Origin of the sequence: Ahniella affigens, assembly GCF_003015185.1 — a bacterium.
Classification (GTDB): domain Bacteria; phylum Pseudomonadota; class Gammaproteobacteria; order Xanthomonadales; family Ahniellaceae; genus Ahniella; species Ahniella affigens.
Genome location: NZ_CP027860.1, coordinates 3,078,275 through 3,102,220, shown reverse-complemented (window position 1 = coordinate 3,102,220; position 23,946 = coordinate 3,078,275). Strand labels below are relative to the sequence as shown.

Here is a 23,946-nt window from a genome sequence, read left to right as displayed (position 1 = left end):
AAAGGCACCTTAGCGCGGCACGGGCGTCAGGCTGCCATCGCGCGCCATCTCGTAGTTCGCTTCCTGATTCGGATCTGCGGTGCTGACCCACGACACGCGATTGTTCCAAAGGACACCATGGTATGCCTTGATATCGAAGGTTGTCCGGCGGACGCGCCACTCGTCGTCGATGTGTGCGGCGCGAATTCGGATCGGCGCATCGGGGCTGGCCTGAATGAGCGCGTTGATCTGCGGCAGCAACGTGGCTTGCATGTGCCCGACTTCCTGAAACAGGTTCAGCATGTTGAAACTATGCGTCAGCGCGAGCGCAATCCAGAGCAACGCAAACGCGAGCCACCGTTTGCTGAGTCCGATCGATGCGTGCATGAGCACGATGATGATGACGGTCGAGAACCCATAGGCGTATTGAGCAGCCGGGTAGCCCAACGCCAACGTCGGCCCCAACGCCATGGCAGGCAGTACGGCGAGCAAGACCAGATGGCGCCAACGCCGGATTGCGAGGCCCAGAACCAGCAGGCCCAGACTGATGCTCGACCATGCGATACGGCTTGAGAAGTCGCCGAGAATGCCGTATGGCTCCAAGCGTTGCAGCGTCGCCGGAAACAACCAGTATTCGATCAGGCGTGTTGGCGCTTCGATCCAAGTCGGTCGGTAATCGTCAGACTGATTGGCGCCAGCCAAGATGATCTGCAATCGAAGGACGAGATACAGCGCGGCCACAACGCCCGCGCCGACGGTTGCCCACAGAAACATCGGTCGTCGGCTTGGGTACAGGTAGGCATGCACGATCAGGAACGCGGGAATCACCAGCGCTGATTCTTTGGCGAGTAAGCCAACCAAGGTGGCGGCGGCGCCAGGCAGCGCGGCACGCCAGGCCATGCTTGATTCCGGTCGGCGAAAGATCGCGAGCAGCACCAGAAGACCCGAGCTCAGCCAGATTTGATCGGCGAAGGTGCCCACCCAACCATGTACATAGATGACGAACGGAAACGTCAGCCATAACAGGCACGCCACGAACCGCCGCGTGCCATCGATGCCGTAGTGCGGCAGGAGGGCGCGCAGCACGAGCATCGTCAATGCGCCGAATAGCGCCTGCACGCCGTGCATCAGATAAGGATGACCAAAGAACCAGTTGTTCAACAACATCCAGAGGTTGAACGTGAGCGGTCGATACTGGAATGTCCCGACATCAAACGGTGATAACCAGTCGATGTCGCCAAATGGACGCAAATACGACCACGACGCCCATTGCAGTTCGTCGTGCGAGAAGTATCCCGGATTCAGGATCAACGGCAGCTGCAGGAGCAGCGCCAGTACAACCATGCCAAGCCGGGTGTCGAGGTGTTTCAGGCGATCCATCACCTTAGTCTCCGAATGGGAGTCGAAAAACGCTTGCCCCGAGCGCTTTGCAACACTCACGCCCGGATTGGCTCCGGGCACGCTGTCGCGGCGTCAACGCAACAACGGGGTGGTCAAAGCGTCCAGCTTACCACCCGCGACTGTCTCACAGGCTTTGATAAAGTCGGCAGTCGAGACCTTGCGCCCAGCGCGCAGAATCCGCGTGACATCGTCGAGGTCTTTTTTGCCTTTGGTGCGCGTTCGGATTTCGGTGTCCACCGCTTTCAACAGTTGCACGGCCCGGGCGGTTTGCGGGCCCGTGGAATGATCGCCGCGCAGACTCGTCACGGGTTTGCCCCATTGCCGAAGGTCCTGGTGAACCGCGGCATAGCGGGTTTCGGTCATGCCGCCCGCCCGGTAGCTCAATTCGATCGAATAAAACTCCGCGATGCCTTCGGCGATCCAATCGGATCGTTCTTTGCCACGAATGCGCGTAACCACATGAGTCAGCTCGTGCAACAGTGTGCTGGTGGCATTCTCGCTGACCAATGGGCGTTCGCTATGCAGGAAGAGGCTATTGGATGCCGACAAGCCGCCGCGCCACATCGGGTCGCCGGCGCCGGCAATCAGGATCTTGGGTGGGGTCTTGCCGAATGCGGATTCGATGGTCGGCCAGGCAAAGTTGATGAACGTCAGCGCGTCCATGCGATCGAGTGGATCGCCTTTGGGTGCCGCGACCGAGACCTCGGTCAAGCCCAGCTGATCGCGTCGCGTACCGACCTGGCCGGCAATGATCCAGCCAACAGGCCGATCGAAATGCCGCTCGGGATTGTCGATCAGAAAACTATCGTCCTGGCGACGCAAATAGCCAGCGTCGACATTGGTCCAGTCGGCTGGCATTTTGAAGCGCATCGTGGCGCGGGAGCGGGCGCCTTTTTTCAGTCTGGCCTTGATGCCGGGAAAGACCTTGTCACCGCGGAACAGCGCCCACTTGGGCGTCATGCGGGCGTTGTAGCTGTCCTGATCTTTGCGATGCGTGACTTTGACCAGGTAGCTCAGGCTTGGCGCCGATCCCGTTGGTACCCAGACCGCGGAACCTTGCCCAATACTCAGGCCAGCATTCGCCTTCAGTTGGGAAAAGCGTTTGGCATCAAATTTGAGCGTCACCTCCTTGACCAAATCGTGGCCATTGCCAAGCGCGATACTGACCCGCAATTGATCCGAGGCCGGCAGCGGTTCGACGATGTACTGCACGTCGAAGGGTCGAATCGGATTGCTGTTTGCCGCAATAGCCGATGCCGCACTGAAAAGCAGTGCGGCAACGACGAGTTGGGTACCAAGACCTCGTGCTCTAACCATCGTTCGCGTCTGCCTCAAGACTGTGCGCGATGCGTTTCAGCAGCAAACACCGCAAACGCCGCCGAGACATTCAAGCTCTCGATTGCGCCCGTGCCAGGGATGCGCTGCACGCTGTCGGCGAGTTCTTGCAGGGTGGCCGAGACCCCTTCGCCTTCCGCGCCCATCAACCACACGAGCTTGCTCGGCAACGTGGCCTTGAACAGATTGTCGCCTTCGCGGACCGACGTTGCGAGCAAACGGAACCCGGCATTACGGAGCTTTTCGACCGCCCCGCGTGAATCCCCGATGCGCACCAAGGGCACGCACTCGGCGCCACCTTCGGCAACGCGCGCGGCGGCACCTGAAAGCTTCAGATTCGCATCGCGATGCACGACCACGCCCGCACAACCAAAGTGCGCAGCGCTTCTGAGAATCGCACCCAGATTGTGGGGATTGCCAACGCCATCGAGCCACACCAGCCACGCGTTTGGTTTGTTCTCGGCTTGGCCAAGCACTTGATCCAGGCTCAGCATGGCCGGTGGCACCACATCAAAACAGATGCCTTCATGGTGCTGCGTCTGCGTGAGCTTCTCCAGATCCTCGTTCTCGACGATGCGATACCCGATCTGGCGCTCGGCGAGTTCCTGCAGCGTTTCGCGCATCGCATCAATGCGGGAGCTGTGCAAGTACACCTTGCGCACGGCCTCCGGGCGCAGGCGATAGGTGGCGAGGCACGCGTTCCAGCCATATTGGCGCAGTTCGTCGTGGCCCTGGCCCGTGCCTTCGGTCTGCGGCCTGGGCCCGGATTTCCGGAAGCCTTCGCCGCGCTCGCCTTGGCTGCGACGCGGGCGGTCGCCCGAATCAAATCGCCGTGCCGGACGTGAGTCGTCATCAAACCGGCGCGGTGGTCGGCCTTCGCCATCAAACCGGCGCGGCGGCCGGCTGTCGCCATCGGAGCGACGCGGTGGTCGACTGTCGCCATCAAAGCGACGTGGTGGTCGGCTGTCGCCATCGAACCGGCGCGGCGGTCGGCTGTCGCCATCAAAGCGGCGACCGGCAGGATGCTCGCCTTCGAAAGGACGCGGAATTCTGGGCTCACTGTCGGACCGGCGTGGCGGACGGTCGTCACCGTCGCGCTGGAAGCGGCGCGGTGGGCGATCGCCACCTTCCGATTCGAACCGACGCGGTGGCCGGCGTTCGCCGCTGAAACCGCCGCCTTCGCCACGATTGCCATCGCGCTCGAATCGCGCCGGGCGCTCGTCGTCACGCCGGAACGGTCGACGCTCGCCCTCGGGACGCGGGCCACGTTCGCTGCGTTGGCCGTAGGGCGCGCCTGCGCGATTCTCATCGCGACCAAAGCGTTCGACCTTGGGGCCACGAGGCGGTTTGCTGTCGCCTTCGGCGTCACGGCTGCGATACGGGCGATCGCCACCACCGCTGCCGCGGTAGGGCTTATCGTAAGGTTTGCCCGGACCACGCCCGCGCCGATCGTCATCACCAAACTTGCTCATGGGCTCTCCGGCCGTTATCCAAACGCGGAGTATAAGCCCTGGCTGCTCTGGTGCGATGAACCAAGTCCGATTGTGTGTATTCGCACTCAGTCAAGAAAGATGGCCGGCAACGGAGCAATGGCCGTGAACCGGCACTCAAGGTCGCGCCGGCAAGCGGCCGAGCGCGGCTCGGAAGAACGCTCGATCGGGCTCAGTCAGCTCCCGGAGCCGCTGCCTAAGCCTTGCGACGGCCCGGGTGCTGGCGCTTGGTTCGCCCTCATAGGCCTCATACCAAGCCAGCTCAAGGAGCACGTTGGCGCGCTGCAATGCATCGATCTGCCGGCTGCCACGATCGATTTCGGCTTGCATGGCGCGCACTACATCGAGCCAGCGACTCGGCTGCTTTGGGATTGCGATCGGCGCGACTTGCTGGCGATAGGCCGCAGGACTCAGAACCGGCCATGCGCGAAAGCCCGGCATGTCCGGGCCTTCGGCGCTCGGCCCGCCGGCGCGCACCATGCGCAGGAGGTAGATCTGGTTCCAGGCGCTCAATGCATTGCCATGGGTCTCAGCGAGCCAGCTTGCCAACGCGATCCAACGCAATGGCATGTCGTCTTCGGTGTCCGGCACGCTGATGTCGGAGTGTTGAAACAGCCACAATGTCCAGCCGAGATTGCTGGCGGCCGACGCAGCGCCGTCAAAGAGTTCGGCCTCATGCGCGAGGCTCAATGCACTGCGATAGTGCTGGATGGCCTGCGCGGCGTCCTGCATACGCTGCGGGCCCGGGCGATTGGCGTCTAAGGCACGTGCGCGGTGGATCAATGCTTGCAGATTCGCCTGTTCAGTCTGAACGCGGGGGTGGTACTGAAAGTGCGCGCGCCAGCGCGGGTCGACGCGCGCTGCCTGCAGCAGGCGCTCGGCTTCGGCCAGATTGCGTTCGGCGTAGGCGCACCAGGCGCGCACGACTTCAGCCATCGCGCCGAGCCAACCGATTTCGGCCCCACTTTGCGGCCGGCGTAGGCGGGTGAGCTCGTCGAGAACTTGCATCGCGGCATCGGCGTTGCCCGCGCGACGCCAGACCATTGCCTGTTGCAGCAACGCGAGCGCTTGCATCCGGCGGTCGCTGGTCTGCTTCGCCGCCATTCGAAAGCCTGCCAAGGCGCCGTGTTCGGCATCAACAATCAGTTGCCCGTCCAGCATGTCGCGCCGGGCCTTGGCATAACGAAACCAGTAGTCGGGGCCCGTTGCCGCGAGAATGCTCTGGCGACTCTTTTTGCTGCGAGCGGGAGCTGCCATGCCGAGCCACAGGCGAACTTCTTCGGGTCGGGCGGGCCGCTCGCCGATGTTGATGCGAATGCGGTTGCGCTCACCGGGAGCCAGCCAGAACGGACCCCGATTTCGTTTGGCGCGTGCGAGCCAGGACGGTTCCCGGCTGCGGTCGAGACCCCAGCCAACTTGCACGCCCCAGTTCGCAAAGTCGCTGAACGCACGGGAGATCAGCATGCGGAGGTGGCTCGCTTGCGGATGGGCATCGCGGAGCTCATCGGCCAGGAGCCAGTCCTCTCCCGTTGGGGCGTCGGCGGCGAGGCACAGCCTGAGCAGCAGCCACAGGCTTTGCGGGCGGGCGATCTGGTCATTGACCCGGGCTGGGGGTAGGAGCTGTATCGTGAGCATGGCCAACGATAGCACTGGTGGGAATCTATGCGGTGACAAGCGTGACAAGCGAGACAGGCGTGACAGTCAGCGCCACGCGCCGGTCCGACAAAGCGCGGCAGACTCTCGGCACCCCACAAGCATGGAGATGCGCAATGTTCAAGAGTGTTTTGAGTCTGGTGTTTGGTGCCGCACTCGGTCTGCCGGCATTGGTTGCGGCCGCTGATGCGTCACCTAAGGTGGCCGAGTCATTTCGAGCCTACGGCAGTGACGGCGCATTTGTGACGCGCACCGGCAATGAAACGCAGGTTCATTTCGGCAAGGAATGGGCCGAAAAGCCGGTGCATCCGGCTTCGTCCTTCAAGGTGCTGCTTGCATTGATTGGCCTCGAAACGGGTTCGATCAAAGACGTCAACGAAGTGTTTCCCTGGGATGGTCGCCCTTATCCCGACAACAAAGTCTGGGAGCAGGATATGGCGTTGCAGGAAGCAATGGCGACCTCCAGCGAGAGCTACTTCAAGATCGTCGCAAAGCGTATTGGACGTGACCGCCTGCAGAGCTTTGTGCAGCGCGTCAACTACGGCAGCATCAACATCAGCGCGAATCCGGAAACCGCCTGGACCGACGGCGTGCTGACGATCACGGTGCCACAGCAACTCGATTTCATGCAGCGATTGGCAAACAATGATCTGCCGTTTCGACCTGACGTCATGAACACCGTCAAAGCGGTGACCTTGGATCGCTTCGACGCTGAACTCGGGATTCACGGCAAGACTGGCACGTCGTTTCGTGATGGTTCTGGCTTTGGATGGTGGGTTGGCTGGGTCGACGCGAAGCCAGCTTCCGGGCGGGTGCAGCCGACCGCGTTTGCGCTGCTGGTGACACTGAAGAAGATTGACGGCCGCGATAAGCGAACCGCGCTTGGCCGGGAGCTGCTGCGCGAAGTCGGTGTGATTGAGCGGCGAGGGTTGTGAGCGGCGATCGGGCGATCATCGCGATCTCGCTGCATCAGCACATGGGTGCGACATACGAATGAACGGGGCCATGTCGCAAGAGCGACCTGGCTCCGGCCTTCCAGACCGTATGAAAACGTCGGGCTGAACAGATTTTCTGTTCTCTTTTTCCCAACGATGTCTCTGGTTGAGCTAAAAAATTCAAACCCACCCCGGATCAAGTCCGGGGTGACGAGAGGGGGATTGGAACACTTTCGGAGACTGAGCCCTCCTACCATTTGAAGCAGCGGTTCTACCGCGACGCACATCGTCGCGACTCGTCACTCTGGACTCAATCCCTCATCGCAAACTCACCCCGGATCAAGTCCGGGGTGACGAGAGGGGGATTGGAACTCTTTCAGAGACCGAACCTTCCTACCATTTGGAGCAGCGGTTCTACCGCGACGCGCATCGTCGCGATGCGTCACTCTGGGCTCAATCCCTCATCGCAAACTCACCCCGGATCAAGTCCGGGGTGACGAGAGGGGGATCGGAGCACTTTCGGATACCGAACCTTCCTACCATTTGGAGCAGCGGTTCTACCGCGACGCACATCCTCGCGATTCGTCACCCCGGACTTGATCCGGGGTGAGGTTCAAGCTCGCGGCAATTCGCCACGTCATACCCGTAGTCACTGCAGTCACAGTCGTTCCGAAGTGCCAACAAAGCGTCTCGGCGTTTGCGATTTGCAATGAGTCAGAAGGCGATGGCCTGGACTGGTTGAGAATTTGGCTCGTCATTTTCACGCCATTTGCTTCGCAGGAGTGACGACAATAGCCATTTAGGCGATGTGGGAGGCAGTCCAGAACTGAAAAATGCGCTGCGCGGGCCGGCTCCGCCGTCCAAAATTTGTCCCAGACAAATTTTGTCGAACCCAGGGGGCCGGATCGTTCGTGGTGCTTATTGGAACTCAATCGGCGGCCCCGGTCTCTGCATTCAAACTCTCTCCGCCAGATACCAAAAAGCCCCCGCATGGGGGCTTTTTGGTATCTGGCGGAGAGAGTGGGATTCGAACCCACGGTGGGGATGAACCCACGCCGGTTTTCAAGACCGGTGCCATAAACCGCTCGGCCATCTCTCCAGGTTGGTCAGTTTAGCGGTTTCGGGCGCTGGGTCGCAATGTTCCGGCCGATCGGAGTGTGATCGGCGCACAGCGTCGTTCCCGTGTTGGCACTGAAACGTTTTCAGGTCCGGGGCGTTGCGACAGGCAGTGGCGTCCGCAGGGTGGCCTGAATATGGTGGCTGATCCCTTTGGCCAGTTCGTGTTCCCCGACAAACACCGTTGCGCGAAGCGCGCTGCTCAATTGCGTCGCTTCTTCTTCGTTAGGGCTTCGGATGACCACGCGAATGTCGGGGTTCAAGGTTCGGGCAATCTCGACCATCCGATGCATATCCACCGAGTCCGGTATTGCAATGACTAGCATGGACGCTTTGGCAATGTGCGCCTGAATCAAGACTTCCGGGCTGGACGCATCGCCAAACACCGCTTTGACGCCTTGTTCGCGCAGCGCTTCGACGCGTTCGCGGTTTTGCTCGGCAACGACAAAGGGCAGATTGTCCGCAGTCAGCGTCTCGGCAATTTTCCGGCCGACGCGACCATAACCAACCAGGACTACTTGGCCGCTGAGGAATTTCTCGTCTGTGCTCATCGGGAGTTGGGCGAGTGGGTCGTCGCGCAATTCCAGGCGGCGGGCAAAGTCGGAGCGCGCCAGGATCCACTGGCGTAGCGGCTCGATCAGCGCAAAGAGCGCCGCATTCAGGGCAATGGAGATAATGGCGGCAGCAAGTACCAGGCTTTGCAGCTCAGTAGACATGAGCCCGAGCGAGACGCCAAGGCCGGCCAGGATGAACGAAAACTCACCAATCTGCGCGAGACTCGCGCCCACTGTCAGTGCGGTATTCAGCGGGTACCGGAACGCCAGCACGATTGCGATGGCGACCACGGTCTTGCCCAGCATGACGACCATGACCACGAGGAACAGTTTGAGTGGTTGTTGCCAGATGATTTGCGGATCGAGCAGCATGCCCACGGACACGAAGAACAACACGGCGAATGCGTCGCGTAGTGGCATGGACTCGTCGGCAGCGCGATGGCTGAATTCGGATTCGCGAAGCATCATCCCGGCAAAAAATGCGCCGAGCGCAAACGACACGTCAAACAATTTTGCGGCGCCGAATGCGACGCCGACGGCTGCTGCGATAACGCTTAGCGTGAACAGTTCGCGTGACCCAGTACTGGCGACCCACCACAGCATTTTCGGTAACAACCGCTTGCCGACGACCAGCATCAGGGCGATAAAGGCGCTGACTTTCAACAGCGTGAAGCCGATCGTGCGCCAGATGGCCGGGTCGGCGCTCGCGGTCACGGCGTCATCGCCCATTGACTGCAACAACGTGGCGAGGCTCGGCAACAGCACGAGTACGAGGACCATCACGAGGTCTTCCACGACCAGCCAGCCGATAGCGATCTGTCCATTGACAGATTTCAGCAAGCCTTTCGCTTCCAAGGCTCGCAACAGCACGACGGTGCTGGCGACTGACAAACATAGGCCGAACACGAGCGCGGCGCCCGGGGGCCAGCCCCAATAGTGGGCAATGGCTGCGCCCATGGCAGTCGCCGCGACGATTTGAACGATCGCGCCGGGTAGGGCGATGCGCTTGACGGCCATGAGGTCGTCGAGCGAAAAGTGCAGGCCGACGCCGAACATCAGCAGCATCACGCCAATTTCGGCCAGTTGGGTGGCGAGGCCGATGTCGCCGACGTAACCCGGAGTTGCCGGGCCGATCATGACGCCAGCAATGAGGTAGCCGACCAGTGGGGGCAGCCGGAGTTTGGTGGCGATGAATCCGCAGACCAGCGCGAGGCCGAATCCAGATGCGATCGTGGCAATGAGCGAAATGTCGTGTGGCATGGGCCGATTCTAGTTTCCGGAACGTGAAGACGGCGGCCCGGCGGGACTGTTCGCGCGGTGCGCCACGGCGGGTAATCCGACCAATAGCGGGCAATAAAGTATTGATGTAGTTACAGAAAACGTCGCGGGCTGGCCGACCAGAAAAGTTCCGATTGCATTCAGTCTTGCAAACATACCAACTAGTCGGTATAACTTAGTCATGTCCCGCAGACCTACTCATCAACCCGAACGAGGCGACGCCCGCAGCCGCTTGTTGATGGCGGCGTTCGCGGTGATCCGTGCCAAAGGCTATGCCGCCACGACGGTAGACGATCTGTGCCAAGCGTCTGGCGTGTCGAAGGGCGCGTTCTTTCATCACTTCAGTTCGAAAGAGGCGCTTGCCGTTGCAGCTGCAACGCACTGGTCAGCAGTGACGGGCGATCTGTTCGCAGCGGCGCCGTATCACCAAGCCGCGACACCGTTGGCTCGTGTGCTGGCGTACCTGGACTTTCGGCAAGCGCTGGTCCAGGGCAAGGTCTGTGAGTTCACGTGTCTGGTCGGCACCATCGTTCAGGAGGCTTACGACAGTTCGGAGGCAGTCCGCTTGGCCTGCCGCGATTCGATCTTTTCGCATGCCGCCACGCTTGAGGCCGACCTCGATGCCGCCATCAAGGCGGCTGGTCGCGATGATGCATTCAGCGCGCGCAGTCTTGCCTTGCTGACCCAGGCGGTGCTGCAGGGCGCGTTCATTCTGGCGAAAGCCGATCAAAACGCGAGCCACGTAAGCGACAGCATTCAGCATTTGAAGCGTTACCTCAGCCAGAGCCTCAAGGAGCAAGACGTTCGCTGAACACCGATTCGCAGGGGTGTGCCAAGGACGGCACACGTTCGACTCAAGCGCTTGCGTGCTTGATTACAGGCGGGCCAGAAATCGCCCGCGGCGCCTCTGTACGGGTTCAGCGGCGCCTTGGCAGAACGCGTCCTGGATGGGGCGCGCTGAAGTGTGCAACCACCGCCCGATCGCGCCACATTTGGCGCACCCAAATTGACAAAGGACACGAAACCACATGAGCAAACCGCACCCGCATGAACTACGCGTTGAGCTGGAATTGAATGCATCGGTCGAGCAGATATGGCGCTGCTGGGTGGAGCCTGAACTCCTGAAACAGTGGTTTTGCCCGAAACCATGGCAGGTCGTGGATGTGCGCATGGATATGCGACCCGGCGGCGAGTTCTATACGTTGATGCAGGGGCCGAACGGCGAACAGTTTGGTGAGCCTGGAGTGTTCTTGGCGGTGGAACCAAAGCGCCGCATCATGTTTACCGACGCGTTTCAGCCAGGCTGGTTGCCGAGCGCGCGAGCGTTCATCGTCGGCGATTTCATGTATGTCGATTTGGGCAACGGACGCACAAAATTCGTGGGCCGGGCCTATCACTGGAATGCCGAAGCACAGGCCGAACATGCGGCGATGGGCTTCGAACCGGGTTGGACTGCGGCCGCACGCCAACTCGAAGCCTTGGCGGCCGGTTTGACCGCTTGATGAGTTGTCGTAGGCAAAGACCTGCGACTGCTCCCAAAAACCTTCTGGAGGAAACGATGCTTGCTTACCCCTATCTGATGTTCAACGGTGATTGCCTGGAGGCCGCGAAACACTATGCCCAAGTGTTGAATGGTCGTGTGTTCAACGTCACGCGTGCGAGCACCGCGCCGGTCGACTGTATGGGGCCCAATGGCAAGGACTGGGTCATGAACCTGTCGCTGAAATTCGGCGATACCTTGTTGATGGCTTCGGATTGCCCGGAGGGCATGTATGAGTCACCTCGCGGCTTTCGCGTCTGTTTGGCGCCAGACAGTCTCGTCGAATTCGAGCGCATTCACGCGGCATTGTCCGACGGTGCGCGAAGCATCGAAATGCCAGCGAATGAAACATTCTGGGCTGACCGTTTTGCCATGTTCACCGATCGCTACGGTACGCCCTGGATGTTGAACTTCTTGGGTTCGAAAGCAGCTACCACTGAAGTCCCGGCGGTCTGACGGATCGGGCATCGCAAGACGATGTCCAGTTTCTGCCAGTCTGGCGGTGTGGCAGCCGCTAGACTGGTCGCATGAGTACCTGGACCGATGCCGAACTGAGCGTGTTCGAAGATGCCCGCAAGAGCCGTGATCGGCGCTTCGACGGGATGTTCTTCATCGCCGTCCGCAGCACCCGAATTTATTGTCGGCCGATCTGCCCGGCGCCGGCGCCCCTCGTGCGGAACATCACCTATTTCCGAACCGCTGGTGAGGCGCAGGCGGCTGGCTATCGGCCCTGTCTGCGCTGTCGCCCCGAGATCGCACCCGAAGATCACCGGCTTCGTCTCGTCGACGATCTCATTGAACAGGCCTGGCTGGCCATTCAGGAAGGTGCATTGGATCGACAATCGCCGACAGCGTTTGCCAAGGTCTATGGATTGTCCGAACGGCAGCTGCGGCGACAATTTCTTGCCCGCTGGCAGATAACGCCTGCAGAGGCCGCTGCCACGAGGCGTTTGCATCTCGCCAAGCAACTGCTGACGGAGACTGATCGGCCGGTTACCGAGATTGCGCTCGCGGCGGGCTATCGCAGTATCCGCGGGTTCAACGGAGCATTGCAGTCGTCGCTTGGCATGAATCCGCTGCGGCTCCGGAAGCAGCTGTCAGGTGACCGACGACCAGGCGTTTGCTTGCGGCTGCCGTATCGGCCGCCCTACGACTGGGCGCAGATACTCGAGTTTCTGCGTCTGCGCGCACTACCTGCGGTCGAATCGGTGCAGGATGACGCCTATCATCGGGTCTTGAAAATCGATGGCGCTTTCGCGCACCTGAGTGTGCGCCATCTGCCGAAGCACGCCTGTTTGGAACTGCAAGTGGACGGATTGCCAACCGCATTGGTGCCCAAGCTGGCGCGACGCGTCCGCCTAGCGTTCGATCTCGATGCTGATCCGCTGGCCATCGCGGCGGTGCTCGAACGCGACCCGCGCCTGCGTGAGCTCGTGAAGAACCGGCCTGGCTTGCGCTTGCCGGTGGGATTGGACGCTTTCGAGACGGGCGTCCGCGCGATCCTGGGGCAACAGATCAGCGTTGCTGCGACACGAACGTTGCTGAATCGACTGCTCGTTGGGGAAGGCGCCCACTTGGCGATTCCCGACCCGGCCAGTTTGGCTGCGCGAGCGCCGGAAACGTTTGGCATTCCCTTGAAGCGCGCAGAAGCGGTACGGGCGTTCGCCGCCGCCGTGGCGAACGGGCAATTGTCGCTCTCACCAATTCAGACCCTGGCACAGTTTACGGCGCAAGCCGTGGCCCTGCCTGGCATCGGCCCTTGGACCGCGAACTACATGGCCATGCGGGCGATCGGCGCGCCCGATGCATTTGTGGTCGATGATCTGATCATCAAGCGTCGCCTCGGTGTCGACAAAGCGGCAGCACTGTTACAGCGGGTAGAACGCTGGCGGCCCTGGCGTGCTTATGGGGTGCTTTATTGCTGGAGCGAATCATGATGAGTGACCGGCAATTGCAGATCCGGCGGGGCAGTCGTTGAAACTGCTGTTTGACCCCATTCGCTTCGCGTCCGGCCCAAATTCGGACGTGAAACCAGCACCCTCAGCGTGTGTTGGCGCGGTGGCTACTTTCGGATGCAACCATGCCGGGCTGATCGTTGCCAAAAACCACGCACTGCCAACGACCACACTACCAATGGGACTTTGCTGATGATCGCTTATGTCGACATGGATTCGCCGATCGGCGGTCTGACCTTGGCCGGGGTGGGCGACTGCCTCCAATATCTACTATTTCCCACCAATCGACACCCTCCTGCCGACCGCGCGGACTGGGTGTTTCGCGCCGATGCGTTCACCGAGGCGCGACGGCAACTCGCCGAATATTTCGCTGGGACACGCCAAGTGTTTGATCTCGCGATCGGGCCACAGGGCACCGCATTTCAAACTCGGGTCTGGCAAACACTGCAGCAGATTCCCTATGGCGAAACGTGGTCCTACGCAGACCTCGCGTCGCGTCTTGGCCAAGCTAAGGCCGTGCGTGCCGTCGGGGCCGCCAATGGCCGGAATCCGGTGCCGATCATCATCCCCTGCCACCGAGTCATTGGATCGGATGGCAGCATGACCGGATTTGGCGGCGGCATCGCGATCAAGCAGCAACTGCTGGAGCTCGAAGCGTCGCAGCGCAACTTGTTTGCGTGATCGACCGCGGGCCGACTACTTCTTGCAGTGATAACCCGGAATGTTCTCGCCCAGGGTAATGTCACGAATCGCATACCACGTGCCCATCAACAGCATCGCGCGGATCATGCCCTGACCACCACGCGGGCGCTTCTCGCGCGCCAGCTTTTCCTTCTCGGTGAGCAGCGGATCGTCGAGAAACACCATGTCGTCGACATAGTAGGTGCCGCAGCCCGGCTCGATCACATGCATGTGGACGTGCTCGGGAATGTCGGTTTTCGGATAATGCCCCGGGCGGATGGTATGCATCAGGAAGCTGCCATCGTCGCCGGTCTTCACCCAACCGCGATAGGCCCCATGGCGCGTGTGGTTCGCGGTGTCTTCGGGATAAATGCCCGCGCTATTGGTCGAGTAGGCGTAGACAATCACGCCCGGCACCGGATTGCCCACCTGGTCGCGCACGACGCCAGAGATCTGCATCGGATCGCCCGCTGCATCTGCCGGCGCGATTCGCGCTTCGCTGCTCAATTCAGACGGCATCCCAATGAACACGTTCTCGCAGCCTTCGCAGGGGCCGCCCAGCACCGGTTCTTCGGCATGCACGGAGAAAGCGAAAGGCAGCAATACTGCAAAGCGTGCGAGCAGCTTCATAGAACGTTTCCTGGCCATGGATCAGGGCTGCAAGCTTGGCGTCGCGCCAATTTTGTACAAGTGCCTTCCGACCTATCTACCGTTGACCGCTATCGTTGTCATTCACGCGCCGTAGACGGACCCGCAGGTCGAACCACGCGGCCTGTCCGGTAATCGGGTCGGCATTGATGAATTGCTGATCCGGTGTGCGGTCATGAATGAGCGGGTTCAACAAGAATCCGCGCGTTGATTCGGGCGCGCGATCGGTCAGTGCCCAAGCACCCTTTTGCTTGCCGATGGCATTCCAAGTCCAGACCGTGTGCTGGGCCACGCCCTCATGACACGCGATCTCCATGCGGATCCGGCCAGCGTGGCTTTCGAGTTCGGCCAAGTCGCCATCGATCAGGCCATGCGCGCTTGCCGTTGCGGGGTGCACGTACAGCACGTTGCGCGCCGCAATTTGTCTGAGCCAACGGTTTTGCGAGCCCCAGGCGTGATACATGAACATCGGCCGCTGCGTGATGGCATGCAACGGGAATGCTTTCGGATCAGCTTGCGCGCCTTCGAACGGCGCGTACCAAAACGGTAACGGATCGGCGTACTGCAACACGCGCTCGCGCAAGGCTTCCGGCGGCTGCTGATCGCCGAAACCGCGTGCCGCATTGCGAAACCGGGCCAGCACTTCGGCATACAGTTGAAACACGTAAGGCCTGAGCGCACCGCTGTGCTCGCTGAAGGATTCGGGCAACGGCCGATTGGCTAGCAATCCGAGTGACTCGGCCCAGCGCAAATAGTCAGCGTTGGCCATCTTGTAGTAGCGCGCCGATTCGGGCACTTCCTGCTTCCAGAAATGTCCAGACGCTTGATAGTGCGCCAACTGATCGGGGTTCGGCGCGCCTTTGCCCGACGCATTGCCATCGGCCCGCCAGCCCGCGAGCAGGCCTAGGCCTGGTGCACGCTCGTGCTGCACCATGTAGTCGGCAAAGCCACCGGGGTACTTTGGACTGCCATCGGGGCGGCACAGCGCGCCAAGGCCGAGACGCGCGCCAAGGTCGAGCAACACGGATTGAAATGGTCGCACATCGCGATCTGGTTCAACCACGGGCGACCGAATCGCATCCGCGACATGATCGGCATCCGAGATCGGGCGATCGAGGATCGAGATGCAATCATGCCGCTCCAGATAGGTCGTGTCGGGCAGAATCAGGTCGGCATAGTTGACCATTTCCGAGTGGTACGCGTCGACATAGATCAGATGCGGGATGCGGTATTCGCCATCCGCATGGCGATCAGCGAGCATGCGCTGCATCTCGCCGCTGGCCATGCCGGAGTTCCAGCTCATGTTCGCCATGAAGAGGAACAAGGTATCGATCTTGTAAGGATCACCGGCCCACGCATTGCGAATCACCGAATGCAGCATGCCGTGCGCAGACAGCGGGTACGCCCACGAGAACGCGTGATCAATGCGCGTGGGTTGGCCGTCCTGATCAACCAGCAAGTCTTCAGGGCCTTGCGGAAAACCGAGTGGGGCGGCGTCGAGCACGCCCGCGGCATTACGGGTCTTGCCTGGTCGATTCGCGGGCGGAATGCCTTTTGGATACGGCGGCTGAAAGCGGAACGAGCCTGGCGTTTCGATCGCGCCGAGCAGCATTTGCAATACATGCAGCATGCGGCACGTATGAAAGCCGTTGCTGTGCGCAGCGATTCCCCGCATCGCATGCATGGCGACAGGGCGACCTGTCATCGTGTCGTGCTGGCGACCCGCGTAGTCGGTCCACTGGACAGGCAACGTTACTGCTTGCTGAAACGCCGCGTGAATCAATTCATCGGCGAGTCGGTGAATGACCGCGACCGGCACGTCGCATTGTTCGGCAACCCGTGTGGGCGCATAGCTCGGGTCCAGGAATCGCTCTGCGAGCAGATGAAAGCTCGGGCGCAGACGGCGACCATCGGGGCTCTGATAGTCGCCAACCAGCGCCGGCGTGATGGTGGTCGCTAGCGCGGGCTGCAACGATTGGCTCGTTTGATCAAAGCAGAGCGCTTCACCGTTGGCGTCGCGGTAGATGAGTCCGTGCTCCGCGCCATCTGGATCATCGATGACCAAGTGATGCGCGTTCGTGTAGCGTACCAAGTACTCCAGATCGACTGCGTCCCGGCGCAGCAACTCGTGGATCAGCGCGCCGATGAGGAGCCCGTCCGTGCCGGGACGGATGGGGACCCATTCATCGGCAATCGCCGCGTAGCCCGTCCGCACGGGATTGATCGCGACAATCTTGACGCCACGCTGCTTGAGCTTGCCTAGGTTGATCTTGATCGGGTTCGAGTCATGGTCTTCGGCCACGCCCCAGAGCATCAGGTACTGACAGTGGTGCCAGTCCGGCTCGCCGAATTCCCAGAAGGACGAGCCGAGCGTGTACATGCCCGCTGCGGCCATGTTGACCGAACAGAACCCGCCGTGAGCGGCATAGTTGACCGTGCCAAACTGCTGCGCCCACCAACCGGTCAGTGCCTGCGATTGATCACGGCCGGTGAAGAACGCGAGCTCGTTCGGATTTCGGCTCCGAATGTCACGCAGCCAACCTGTTGCAAGATTCAGTGCCTCGTCCCAGCTGATGGCCTTGAACTTGCCCTCGCCACGTTCGCCCACACGCAGCATCGGCGACTGCAGCCGTGCGGGCGAGTAATGCTGCATGATGCCGGCCGAGCCTTTCGCGCAGATCACGCCTTGGTTGACCAGGTGATCGCGATTGCCTTCGATGTACCGGACTTTTCCGTCCTTCAAATGAACTTTGATCCCGCAGCGACACGCGCACATGTAACAGGTCGTGGTCTTGACCGTGTCACCGATCGGTTGATGCAGATTGAGCTGTTCTGAGTTCATGGCGGCGACAAGGCGGAACAGCCGCGGATGGTAACTGGTTTGTGATGTTGACTCTTGGGTCTCTGACTTGCGATCGATCGTAGGCATTTGAGTCAGCGGCTGTAGCGGCGGACAGGGCTTGCGGCAAGATTGGTTCGGGCCTGAAGGCCCTCCCACAAAGAGCGACAGGTCGTGCCAAAACCGCGGTTTGGCACGATGGTTTTTGTAGGAGCGGCTTCAGCCGCGAATCAATCTCGTCGCAAGATCGTTCGGGCCTGAAGGCCCTCCTACAATAGGCGACAGACCCTGTCGCAGCTGAAGATTGGCACGATGGTTTTTGTAGGAGCGGCTTCAGCCGCGAATCAATCTCGCCGCAAGATCGTTCGGGCCTGAAGGCCCTCCCACAAAGAGCGACAGGTCGTGCCAAAACCGCGGCTTGGCACGATGGTTCTTGTAGGGGCGGCTTCAACCGCGAATCAATCTCGCCGCAAGATCGTTCGGGCCTGGAGGCCCTCCCACAAAGAGCGACAGGTCGTGCCAAAACCGCGCCTTGGCACGATGGTTTTTGTAGGAGCGGCTTCAGCCGCGAATCAATCTCGCTTGGTGTGTCGGGTCAGTCGCGGTCAGCCCCCGCCAAACAAATCGGCCTGGTCACCCGCTTGCGCCGGCGGCCTGAACAGATCGGTGCGTAGCTGCGATTGCTCGCGTCGATCCAGGCCGAACTTGCGGCACGCGATGTCGAACCGTTGCCGGATCAGTTCGCCGAAGACGCCCTGACCCTTCATGCGATGGAAGAATCGCGAGTCGTAGTCTTTGCCGCCGCGGATGTCCTGAATCCGATGCATGACATGTTCGGCGCGTTCGGGAAAATGCGTGGCCAACCACTCGCGGAACAGGTCTTTGACTTCGTGTGGCAGGCGGATCAGTGTGTAACTCGCATGCCTCGCGCCGGCGCCGGCTGCCGCTTCCAGAATCGCTTCGAGGTCGCGGTCGGTAATCATCGGAATGATCGGTGCGACAAACACGCCCGCGGGGACGCCGGCTGCATTCAATCGACGAATGGCTTCAATGCGACGATGGGGCGCGGTGGCTCGCGGCTCGAGTTTGGCCGAAAGCCGATTGTCGAGTGACGTCACCGACAGAAACACTTGCACGAGATCCAGTTCGGCCAGGGGCTTCAAGAGGTCGAGATCGCGCTCGACCATCGCATTCTTCGTGATGATCGTCAGCGGATGTCGACATTCCAACAGGACTTCCAGACACTGGCGCGTGATCTGGTAGGTTCGCTCGATGGGCTGATACGGATCGGTGTTGGCACCGAAATTGATTGCCGACACGCGATGCGAACGCTTGCGGAGCTCTTGCCGTAACTGCTGTGCCGCGTTGGTTTTCGCGAATAGCTTCGTTTCGAAGTCGAGACCCGCTGACAGATTCAAATAGCTGTGCGACGGGCGGGCGTAGCAATAAGAGCAACCGTGCTCGCAACCTCGATACGGATTCAATGACAAATCAAAAGGCAGATCCGGCGATTGATTCTCGCTGATGATCGACTTTGCGACTTCCAGGCGGACCTCGGTCGCCGGGCGGGCCGGATCGCCATCCTCTTGAAACCAGCCGTCATCAAAGGCCTCGACGCGGGTCGATTCGAATCGACCTTCGCGATTGGATTGGATTCCGCGACCCTTGATCGTGCCCGGTTTTTGTGGTGGCGAGGACATGCCGATATTCTGCCACGGGGCCCGTCTCAGAACCTGCGACCGGTTCATGCCGGTGCGCGTCCATCGTGGGAAGTTGCTCGTCAGGTTATTGTTTTAAAAGAGAAAGTTTAAACCTTTTGCGTGTCTGGCCATTCTGCGAAGCAGACCAGCGGTCGCAAACGTCACAAAATGCTAGCATCCAGGTCGATCCGGGAGTTCGGGAGCATGATTCGGTGAGCAGGCGGATAGACATCAAAGCGGGCGAGTATCTGTTCCGGGAGGGTGATCCGCCGACCTCTGCGTATCTGATTGAATCAGGACAGGTCGAGATCTCCACGTTGCAGAATGGTCAGCCGCTGTTGCTCAGTGTGTTGGGCGAGGGCGATCTGCTTGGCGAGATGGCCGTGATCGATCAGTCCCCGCGTACGGCCGACGCGCGCGCCCGCACCGATGTTGCGTTGATCGAAGTCGATCAAGCGCAGATCAGTGAACGAATCAGCAACGCCGATCCGATCGTGCGGGCGCTGCTTCGCGGGCAGTTGTTTCGGTATCGCAATGCGCTCGCACAACTGCGTAGCGGCACCAGCAGCGAATCGGCAGTCGCGTTTCCGGCGGGCCAATCCCATGTCGATGCCGATGGCTACGACAACTCCGCCGTGGCGAAGATCTGGCTGGAAACACAGCTCCGCGATGCACTGACCAACGGCGAACTCGATGTGCGCTTTCAGCCGATTTACGAGATTTCGAAGCGCCACATTGCCGGATACGAGGCCTTGGTGCGCTGGACGCATCCGCAGCGTGGCCCGATTTCACCCATGGAGTTCATCGCGCTGGCTGAGGAAACCTCGTTGATTCTGCCGGTCGGCGAATATGTTCTCGATCGGGTGGCCGGTGCCATCGCCCGAATCATGCAATCCGGAGACACGTCGGCGCCATTTATCGCCGTGAATATGTCTGGCCGCCAACTTGCCGAAGCTGACATGCTGGCCGCCATCAATCAGGCCGCAGACAAGCACGGCATTGACCGGCGCCAGATCAAGGTCGAAGTGACCGAGAGCCTGACACTCGATTACGAGCGGGTCGGCGAATTAATCGAACGGTGCCACGCGACGGGAATCAAAGTCGCGCTTGATGATTTTGGTACAGGCTATTCGAACCTCGGTCACCTGCACAAACTAAAGTTCAATACGGTCAAGCTGGATCAGGGGTTTGTTCGGCAGATGCTGGATGCGCCAAGAAGCCTGGCCATCGTCAAGGCCATCATTGAAATGGTACGTGCGCTGGAAGCTGATCTGGTTGCCGAAGGCGTCGAGACCGAAGCCCAATTGGCCGCGTTGGGCGAGCTCAATTGTCGGTATGCCCAGGGCTATCTGATCGGAAAGCCCCAATCCCTGGATGAAGTCATGGAGCGTCGTCGCGGATGAGCAAACAAAAGACCTACGTGCCGCGGCGGCGAAATTGGTTGCGCCCGCAAATCTTCGGGCGGGAAGTGCCGCTTTACTTGGCGCCGCTGCTGATCATCGGCTATTTGATGCTGACGCATTTCTTGATCCGGACCGAAATCCAGCTCTGGACTGAGGGCTTTCTCAATCAATATGCCTGGCTCGGAATTGGTCACTACGGTGAAGTGGACTACGACCTCAAGGGACGCTTTGTGGTCAACGCCGTGAGTCTGGAGCCGGACTCTTCTGATTCCGACGCCACGATCCGAGTCCAGAAGATCGAAGCCGAGGCGCCCGGGCTCGCATGGCTCGTTCGTACGCAACTGCCGAACATCAATTTCAAAGGTGCGAGAACGCCGCGCCGGTTGTTTCTTGGAACCGATCCGCTGCCGAAGGCGGATCGGTTCGTGATTCGCTTCAATGGCATCGATTGGGGCGCCTATGGCTCCGAGTTCGTGCTGACCGACATCGATTGGATTGGGCCTTATAGCGGAGCCTTGTTTGAGGCCGCCGGCTGCGAACGTGATTGGTGGTGGCACGCTGATGATTTTGCCGACTTCCTGCGGTTGTCGACCCCGAGTGGCAATATCGAGGTGCAGTTCGAAGTGTTGAGCGATACCGAATTGCGCAGCCGAGTCCTCATTGGTGATGCCGAAACGTCGCAAGCCATCATCGATCGGCGTTTCAAACTTGAAGATGCCCATAATTTTCTGAACGCCGATCCCGAGTCATGGCGAACCATTGAGGTTCGTTGGGCATTCACCGACAAAGGCTTCATCAAGGCGCGCAATCGCTACTGCGCCGAACAAGCGGGAATTTCGGAGCCGGAATTTCTGGAGCGGCATTTACGTTCGGTTGAACGCATTCTGCAGACCAATGGCCAGCGGTGGACCGATGACGTCAAGAATACCTATCGCCGATACGCCACGGGCCAAGGGGGCATTCAGTTCGAAACGCATTTTGGGAAAGGGATCGCGTGGGAAGATATTTCGCACCGCTCGGACGCGGCGGTATTCACTGTGATGAATGGCCAACTCAGTGCGCCCGGCGGTCCGGCAGTCCCGTACCGGATGGAAATCGTGCCAGAACGGGCGATTCCGGATGATGAGGATCTGGATTCCATCTACGTGCTCGTCCGCCGGGAGGACGGTCTGGAGCCGATTCCCGAGAGTTCGGCTACTGCGGATTCGGAGCGGCCCAAGTCCTTTCACGCCAAAGAAGCGCCGCCGGGCGACGAAATCGTCAAGGTCAAAGAGCAAGCCTACGCCGAGCATGTGATTACGTCGCTGCCACCCAACTTCGATGTGCCAAAGAATGAGCTGCCGAATTACATCGGCCGGCTCGTTCAGGTGGATTTGGTGAATGGCAGCCGGCACCGAGGCATCGTCGAGGCCGATGCGGGCGAGAAACTGACGCTAAAAATTGCCGCGGGCGCGGGAACGGCCAGTTTGCCGTTGTCCCACGAGCGAATCCGGCGGGTGACCCGGCTGGACTGAGAAGACTGATCCCGGCCGCCGATCCTCCGCGTTTGGCGGCGTCTGACCATTGTCGGTACGCCGCGAAGCGCCGCCGGGTTGACTCGGCGGTGGCGCGCGCTACATGCGGAACACGCCAAAGCGGTCGGGTTCGATCGATGCATTCAAGCTGGCTGAGAGCGCGAGGCCGAGCACGCGCCGCGTGTCCACGGGGTCGATGATCCCATCATCCCAGAGCCGTGCCGAGGCATAGTACGGATGCCCTTGGCGCTCGTATTGCTCGCGAATCGGGGCCTTGAACTGTTCCTCTTCGTCGCCCGACCAGCTCTTGCCAGCGGATTCCAGACCGTCGCGACGAACCGTTGCCAGCACGCTCGCGGCTTGTTCGCCACCCATGACACTGATGCGTGTATTCGGCCAAGTCCAGAGAAACCTGGCGCCGTAGGAGCGCCCGCACATCGCGTAGTTGCCGGCGCCAAAGCTGCCGCCAATGATGACGGTGAACTTTGGCACGTGGGAGCAGGCCACCGCCGTGACCATCTTGGCGCCGTCTTTCGCGATGCCGGCGTTCTCATACTTCTTGCCGACCATGAAGCCGGTGATGTTTTGCAGGAACACCAACGGGATGTTGCGCTGATTACATAGCTCAATGAAATGCGCGCCCTTCAGTGCGCTTTCGGCAAACAAGATGCCGTTGTTCGCGATGATCCCAACCGGGTAGCCATGAATATGCGCGAAACCGCAAACGAGCGTTTTGCCGAAGCGGGCCTTGAATTCGTGCATTTCGGAGCCGTCGACAAGCCGCGCAATGACTTCGCGGATGTCGAACGGTGTGCGCGTGTCTTTCGGCACAATGCCGTAGATGTCCTCCGCCGGATACAGCGGTTCGCGCGGCGGTTGGACTGCGACGGGCAACTGCTTCTGGCGATTCAGATGCGTGACGATGTCGCGGGCAATCATTAACGCATGCTGGTCGTTTTCGGCAAAATGATCGGTGACACCCGAAACGGAGCAATGCACTTCGGCGCCGCCCAGCGACTCGGCATCCACGATTTCACCCGTGGCCGCTTTGACAAGCGGTGGGCCGCCCAGAAAGATGGTGCCTTGTTCCTTGACGATGATGGACTCGTCGCACATGGCCGGAACGTAGGCACCGCCTGCCGTGCAGGAGCCCATGACGACGGCGATCTGCGGGATGTTGCGTGCCGACAAGCGCGCTTGGTTGTAGAAGATCCGGCCAAAGTGTTCTTTGTCGGGAAAGACCTCGTCCTGGAGGGGCAGAAACGCACCGCCCGAGTCCACCAGGTAGATGCACGGCAGTTGATTCTCGCTGGCGATTTCCTGGGCGCGGAGATGCTTTTTGACCGTCATCGGAAAATAGGTGCCGCCTTTGACCGTGGCATCGTTGGCGACAATGAGCACCTCTTGGCCCGCGACCCGCCCAATGCCTGTCACGATTCCGGCACCTGGCGCCTGATCGTCGTACATGCCGTGTCCGGCCAGCGGCGACAGCTCCAGAAACGGCGAGCCATCGTCCAGCAGGGCGCGAATGCGTTCACGCGGCAACAGCTTGCCACGTTCCGTGTGTTTGGCGCGCGCCTTGTCGCCACCACCCAGGGCGGCTTGCTGGAGGCGTGCTTTCAAGTCCTGAACGAGCTGCCGCAGGTGGCTCTCGTTGGCCTGGTATGCAGGGCTCTTGGGATCGATATGGCTGACAATTTTAGGCATGGCGGCAAAGACTCCGATCGGCCGACAGGGTAGCGACCGCAGGCGCCGCCGAGAAGCTCTTGCAATCCCGCCAGTTTGCTGATTGTTGACCCGGCATCGTTTCATCAACGCGTTGCTGCCTGGTCAAATAGGCGGATCATGGCTGGCCGCCCGCTTCAGCAAGCGGTGCTAGCGCGCCGAATCCGCAGGGTGGCGGCGTGCTGGATTTTCGACACAAA

At 60.5% G+C, this 23,946-nt stretch carries 17 protein-coding genes and 1 tRNA gene; 8 read left to right on the top strand and 10 right to left on the bottom strand.

The genetic code is table 11. From position 1 onward, the window contains the following. Positions 1-9: 9 nt before the first annotated feature. The 4 genes from C7S18_RS11880 to C7S18_RS11865 all read right to left on the bottom strand — a co-directional run bounded on the left by C7S18_RS11880 (position 10) and on the right by C7S18_RS11865 (position 5,840). The gene (locus C7S18_RS11880) at positions 10-1,359 is read right to left on the bottom strand and encodes a hypothetical protein (RefSeq protein WP_106891768.1); all 1,350 of its coding nucleotides are present in this window, start codon (positions 1,357-1,359) and stop codon (positions 10-12) included. Positions 1,360-1,452: 93 nt separating this feature from the next. Then, the gene (locus tag C7S18_RS11875) at positions 1,453-2,697 is read right to left on the bottom strand and encodes a hypothetical protein (protein WP_106891767.1); all 1,245 of its coding nucleotides are present in this window, start codon (positions 2,695-2,697) and stop codon (positions 1,453-1,455) included. Positions 2,698-2,711: 14 nt separating this feature from the next. Further along, positions 2,712-4,187 (bottom strand): TrmH family RNA methyltransferase, encoded by a 1,476-nt coding sequence (locus tag C7S18_RS24500; protein WP_170113239.1) that lies wholly within the window; start codon positions 4,185-4,187, stop codon positions 2,712-2,714. Positions 4,188-4,322: 135 nt separating this feature from the next. Further along, positions 4,323-5,840 (bottom strand): hypothetical protein, encoded by a 1,518-nt coding sequence (locus C7S18_RS11865; protein WP_106891766.1) that lies wholly within the window; start codon positions 5,838-5,840, stop codon positions 4,323-4,325. A gap of 134 nt (positions 5,841-5,974) precedes the next feature. Here C7S18_RS11865 and C7S18_RS11860 point away from each other — a divergent pair, with 134 nt between their 5' ends. Continuing rightward, entirely contained in the window at positions 5,975-6,793 is an 819-nt protein-coding gene (locus tag C7S18_RS11860) for a penicillin-binding transpeptidase domain-containing protein (RefSeq protein WP_106891765.1), read from the top strand. 1,009 nt (positions 6,794-7,802) lie between these two features. Here C7S18_RS11860 and C7S18_RS11855 read toward each other — a convergent pair. Then, positions 7,803-7,892 (bottom strand) — tRNA-Ser (locus tag C7S18_RS11855). A 103-nt stretch (positions 7,893-7,995) separates the two neighbouring features. Further along, positions 7,996-9,723: a cation:proton antiporter domain-containing protein gene (locus tag C7S18_RS11850; RefSeq protein ID WP_106891764.1), complete on the bottom strand. Its 1,728-nt coding sequence runs from the start codon at positions 9,721-9,723 to the stop codon at positions 7,996-7,998. Positions 9,724-9,922: 199 nt separating this feature from the next. Here C7S18_RS11850 and C7S18_RS25125 point away from each other — a divergent pair, with 199 nt between their 5' ends. The 5 genes from C7S18_RS25125 (at position 9,923) to C7S18_RS11825 (ending at position 13,917) form a co-directional block, all read left to right on the top strand. Beyond that, positions 9,923-10,552 carry a TetR/AcrR family transcriptional regulator gene (locus tag C7S18_RS25125; RefSeq protein ID WP_106891763.1) on the top strand — a complete coding sequence of 210 codons (630 nt, stop codon included), beginning with the start codon at positions 9,923-9,925 and terminating at the stop codon, positions 10,550-10,552. A 217-nt stretch (positions 10,553-10,769) separates the two neighbouring features. Continuing rightward, a complete protein-coding gene (locus C7S18_RS11840) occupies positions 10,770-11,243 on the top strand; it encodes an SRPBCC domain-containing protein (protein ID WP_106891762.1) in 474 nt (157 codons plus the stop codon). A 56-nt stretch (positions 11,244-11,299) separates the two neighbouring features. Then, positions 11,300-11,737 carry a VOC family protein gene (locus tag C7S18_RS11835; protein WP_106891761.1) on the top strand — a complete coding sequence of 146 codons (438 nt, stop codon included), beginning with the start codon at positions 11,300-11,302 and terminating at the stop codon, positions 11,735-11,737. Positions 11,738-11,808: 71 nt separating this feature from the next. Beyond that, complete coding sequence (locus C7S18_RS11830; RefSeq protein WP_106891760.1) at positions 11,809-13,218, top strand: AlkA N-terminal domain-containing protein; 1,410 nt, start codon at positions 11,809-11,811, stop codon at positions 13,216-13,218. A 207-nt stretch (positions 13,219-13,425) separates the two neighbouring features. Continuing rightward, positions 13,426-13,917 (top strand): methylated-DNA--[protein]-cysteine S-methyltransferase, encoded by a 492-nt coding sequence (locus C7S18_RS11825; RefSeq protein ID WP_425481104.1) that lies wholly within the window; start codon positions 13,426-13,428, stop codon positions 13,915-13,917. A 15-nt stretch (positions 13,918-13,932) separates the two neighbouring features. Here C7S18_RS11825 and C7S18_RS11820 read toward each other — a convergent pair whose 3' ends face one another. The 3 genes from C7S18_RS11820 to C7S18_RS11810 form a co-directional block, all read right to left on the bottom strand. Then, on the bottom strand, positions 13,933-14,547 hold the full coding sequence (locus C7S18_RS11820; RefSeq protein WP_170113238.1) for a dioxygenase family protein: 615 nt from the start codon (positions 14,545-14,547) through the stop codon (positions 13,933-13,935). Between the two features lie 76 nt (positions 14,548-14,623). Then, entirely contained in the window at positions 14,624-17,407 is a 2,784-nt protein-coding gene (locus tag C7S18_RS11815) for a molybdopterin-dependent oxidoreductase (RefSeq protein ID WP_106894010.1), read from the bottom strand. A gap of 602 nt (positions 17,408-18,009) precedes the next feature. Further along, positions 18,010-19,104 (bottom strand): PA0069 family radical SAM protein, encoded by a 1,095-nt coding sequence (locus C7S18_RS11810; RefSeq protein ID WP_106894009.1) that lies wholly within the window; start codon positions 19,102-19,104, stop codon positions 18,010-18,012. 212 nt (positions 19,105-19,316) lie between these two features. Between C7S18_RS11810 and C7S18_RS24205 the strand changes: the two genes are divergently transcribed. Both C7S18_RS24205 and C7S18_RS11795 read left to right on the top strand, forming a co-directional pair. Next, a complete protein-coding gene (locus C7S18_RS24205) occupies positions 19,317-20,507 on the top strand; it encodes an EAL domain-containing protein (protein WP_170113237.1) in 1,191 nt (396 codons plus the stop codon). Beyond that, positions 20,504-22,021, top strand: a complete 1,518-nt coding sequence (locus C7S18_RS11795) for a hypothetical protein (RefSeq protein WP_106891756.1) — start codon at positions 20,504-20,506, stop codon at positions 22,019-22,021. Before C7S18_RS24205 ends, C7S18_RS11795 begins: the two co-directional genes overlap by 4 nt. Positions 22,022-22,120: 99 nt before the next feature. Here the strand turns inward: C7S18_RS11795 and C7S18_RS11790 are convergent, their stop codons facing one another. After that, positions 22,121-23,728, bottom strand: a complete 1,608-nt coding sequence (locus tag C7S18_RS11790; RefSeq protein ID WP_106891755.1) for a carboxyl transferase domain-containing protein — start codon at positions 23,726-23,728, stop codon at positions 22,121-22,123. Positions 23,729-23,946: the final 218 nt, after the last annotated feature.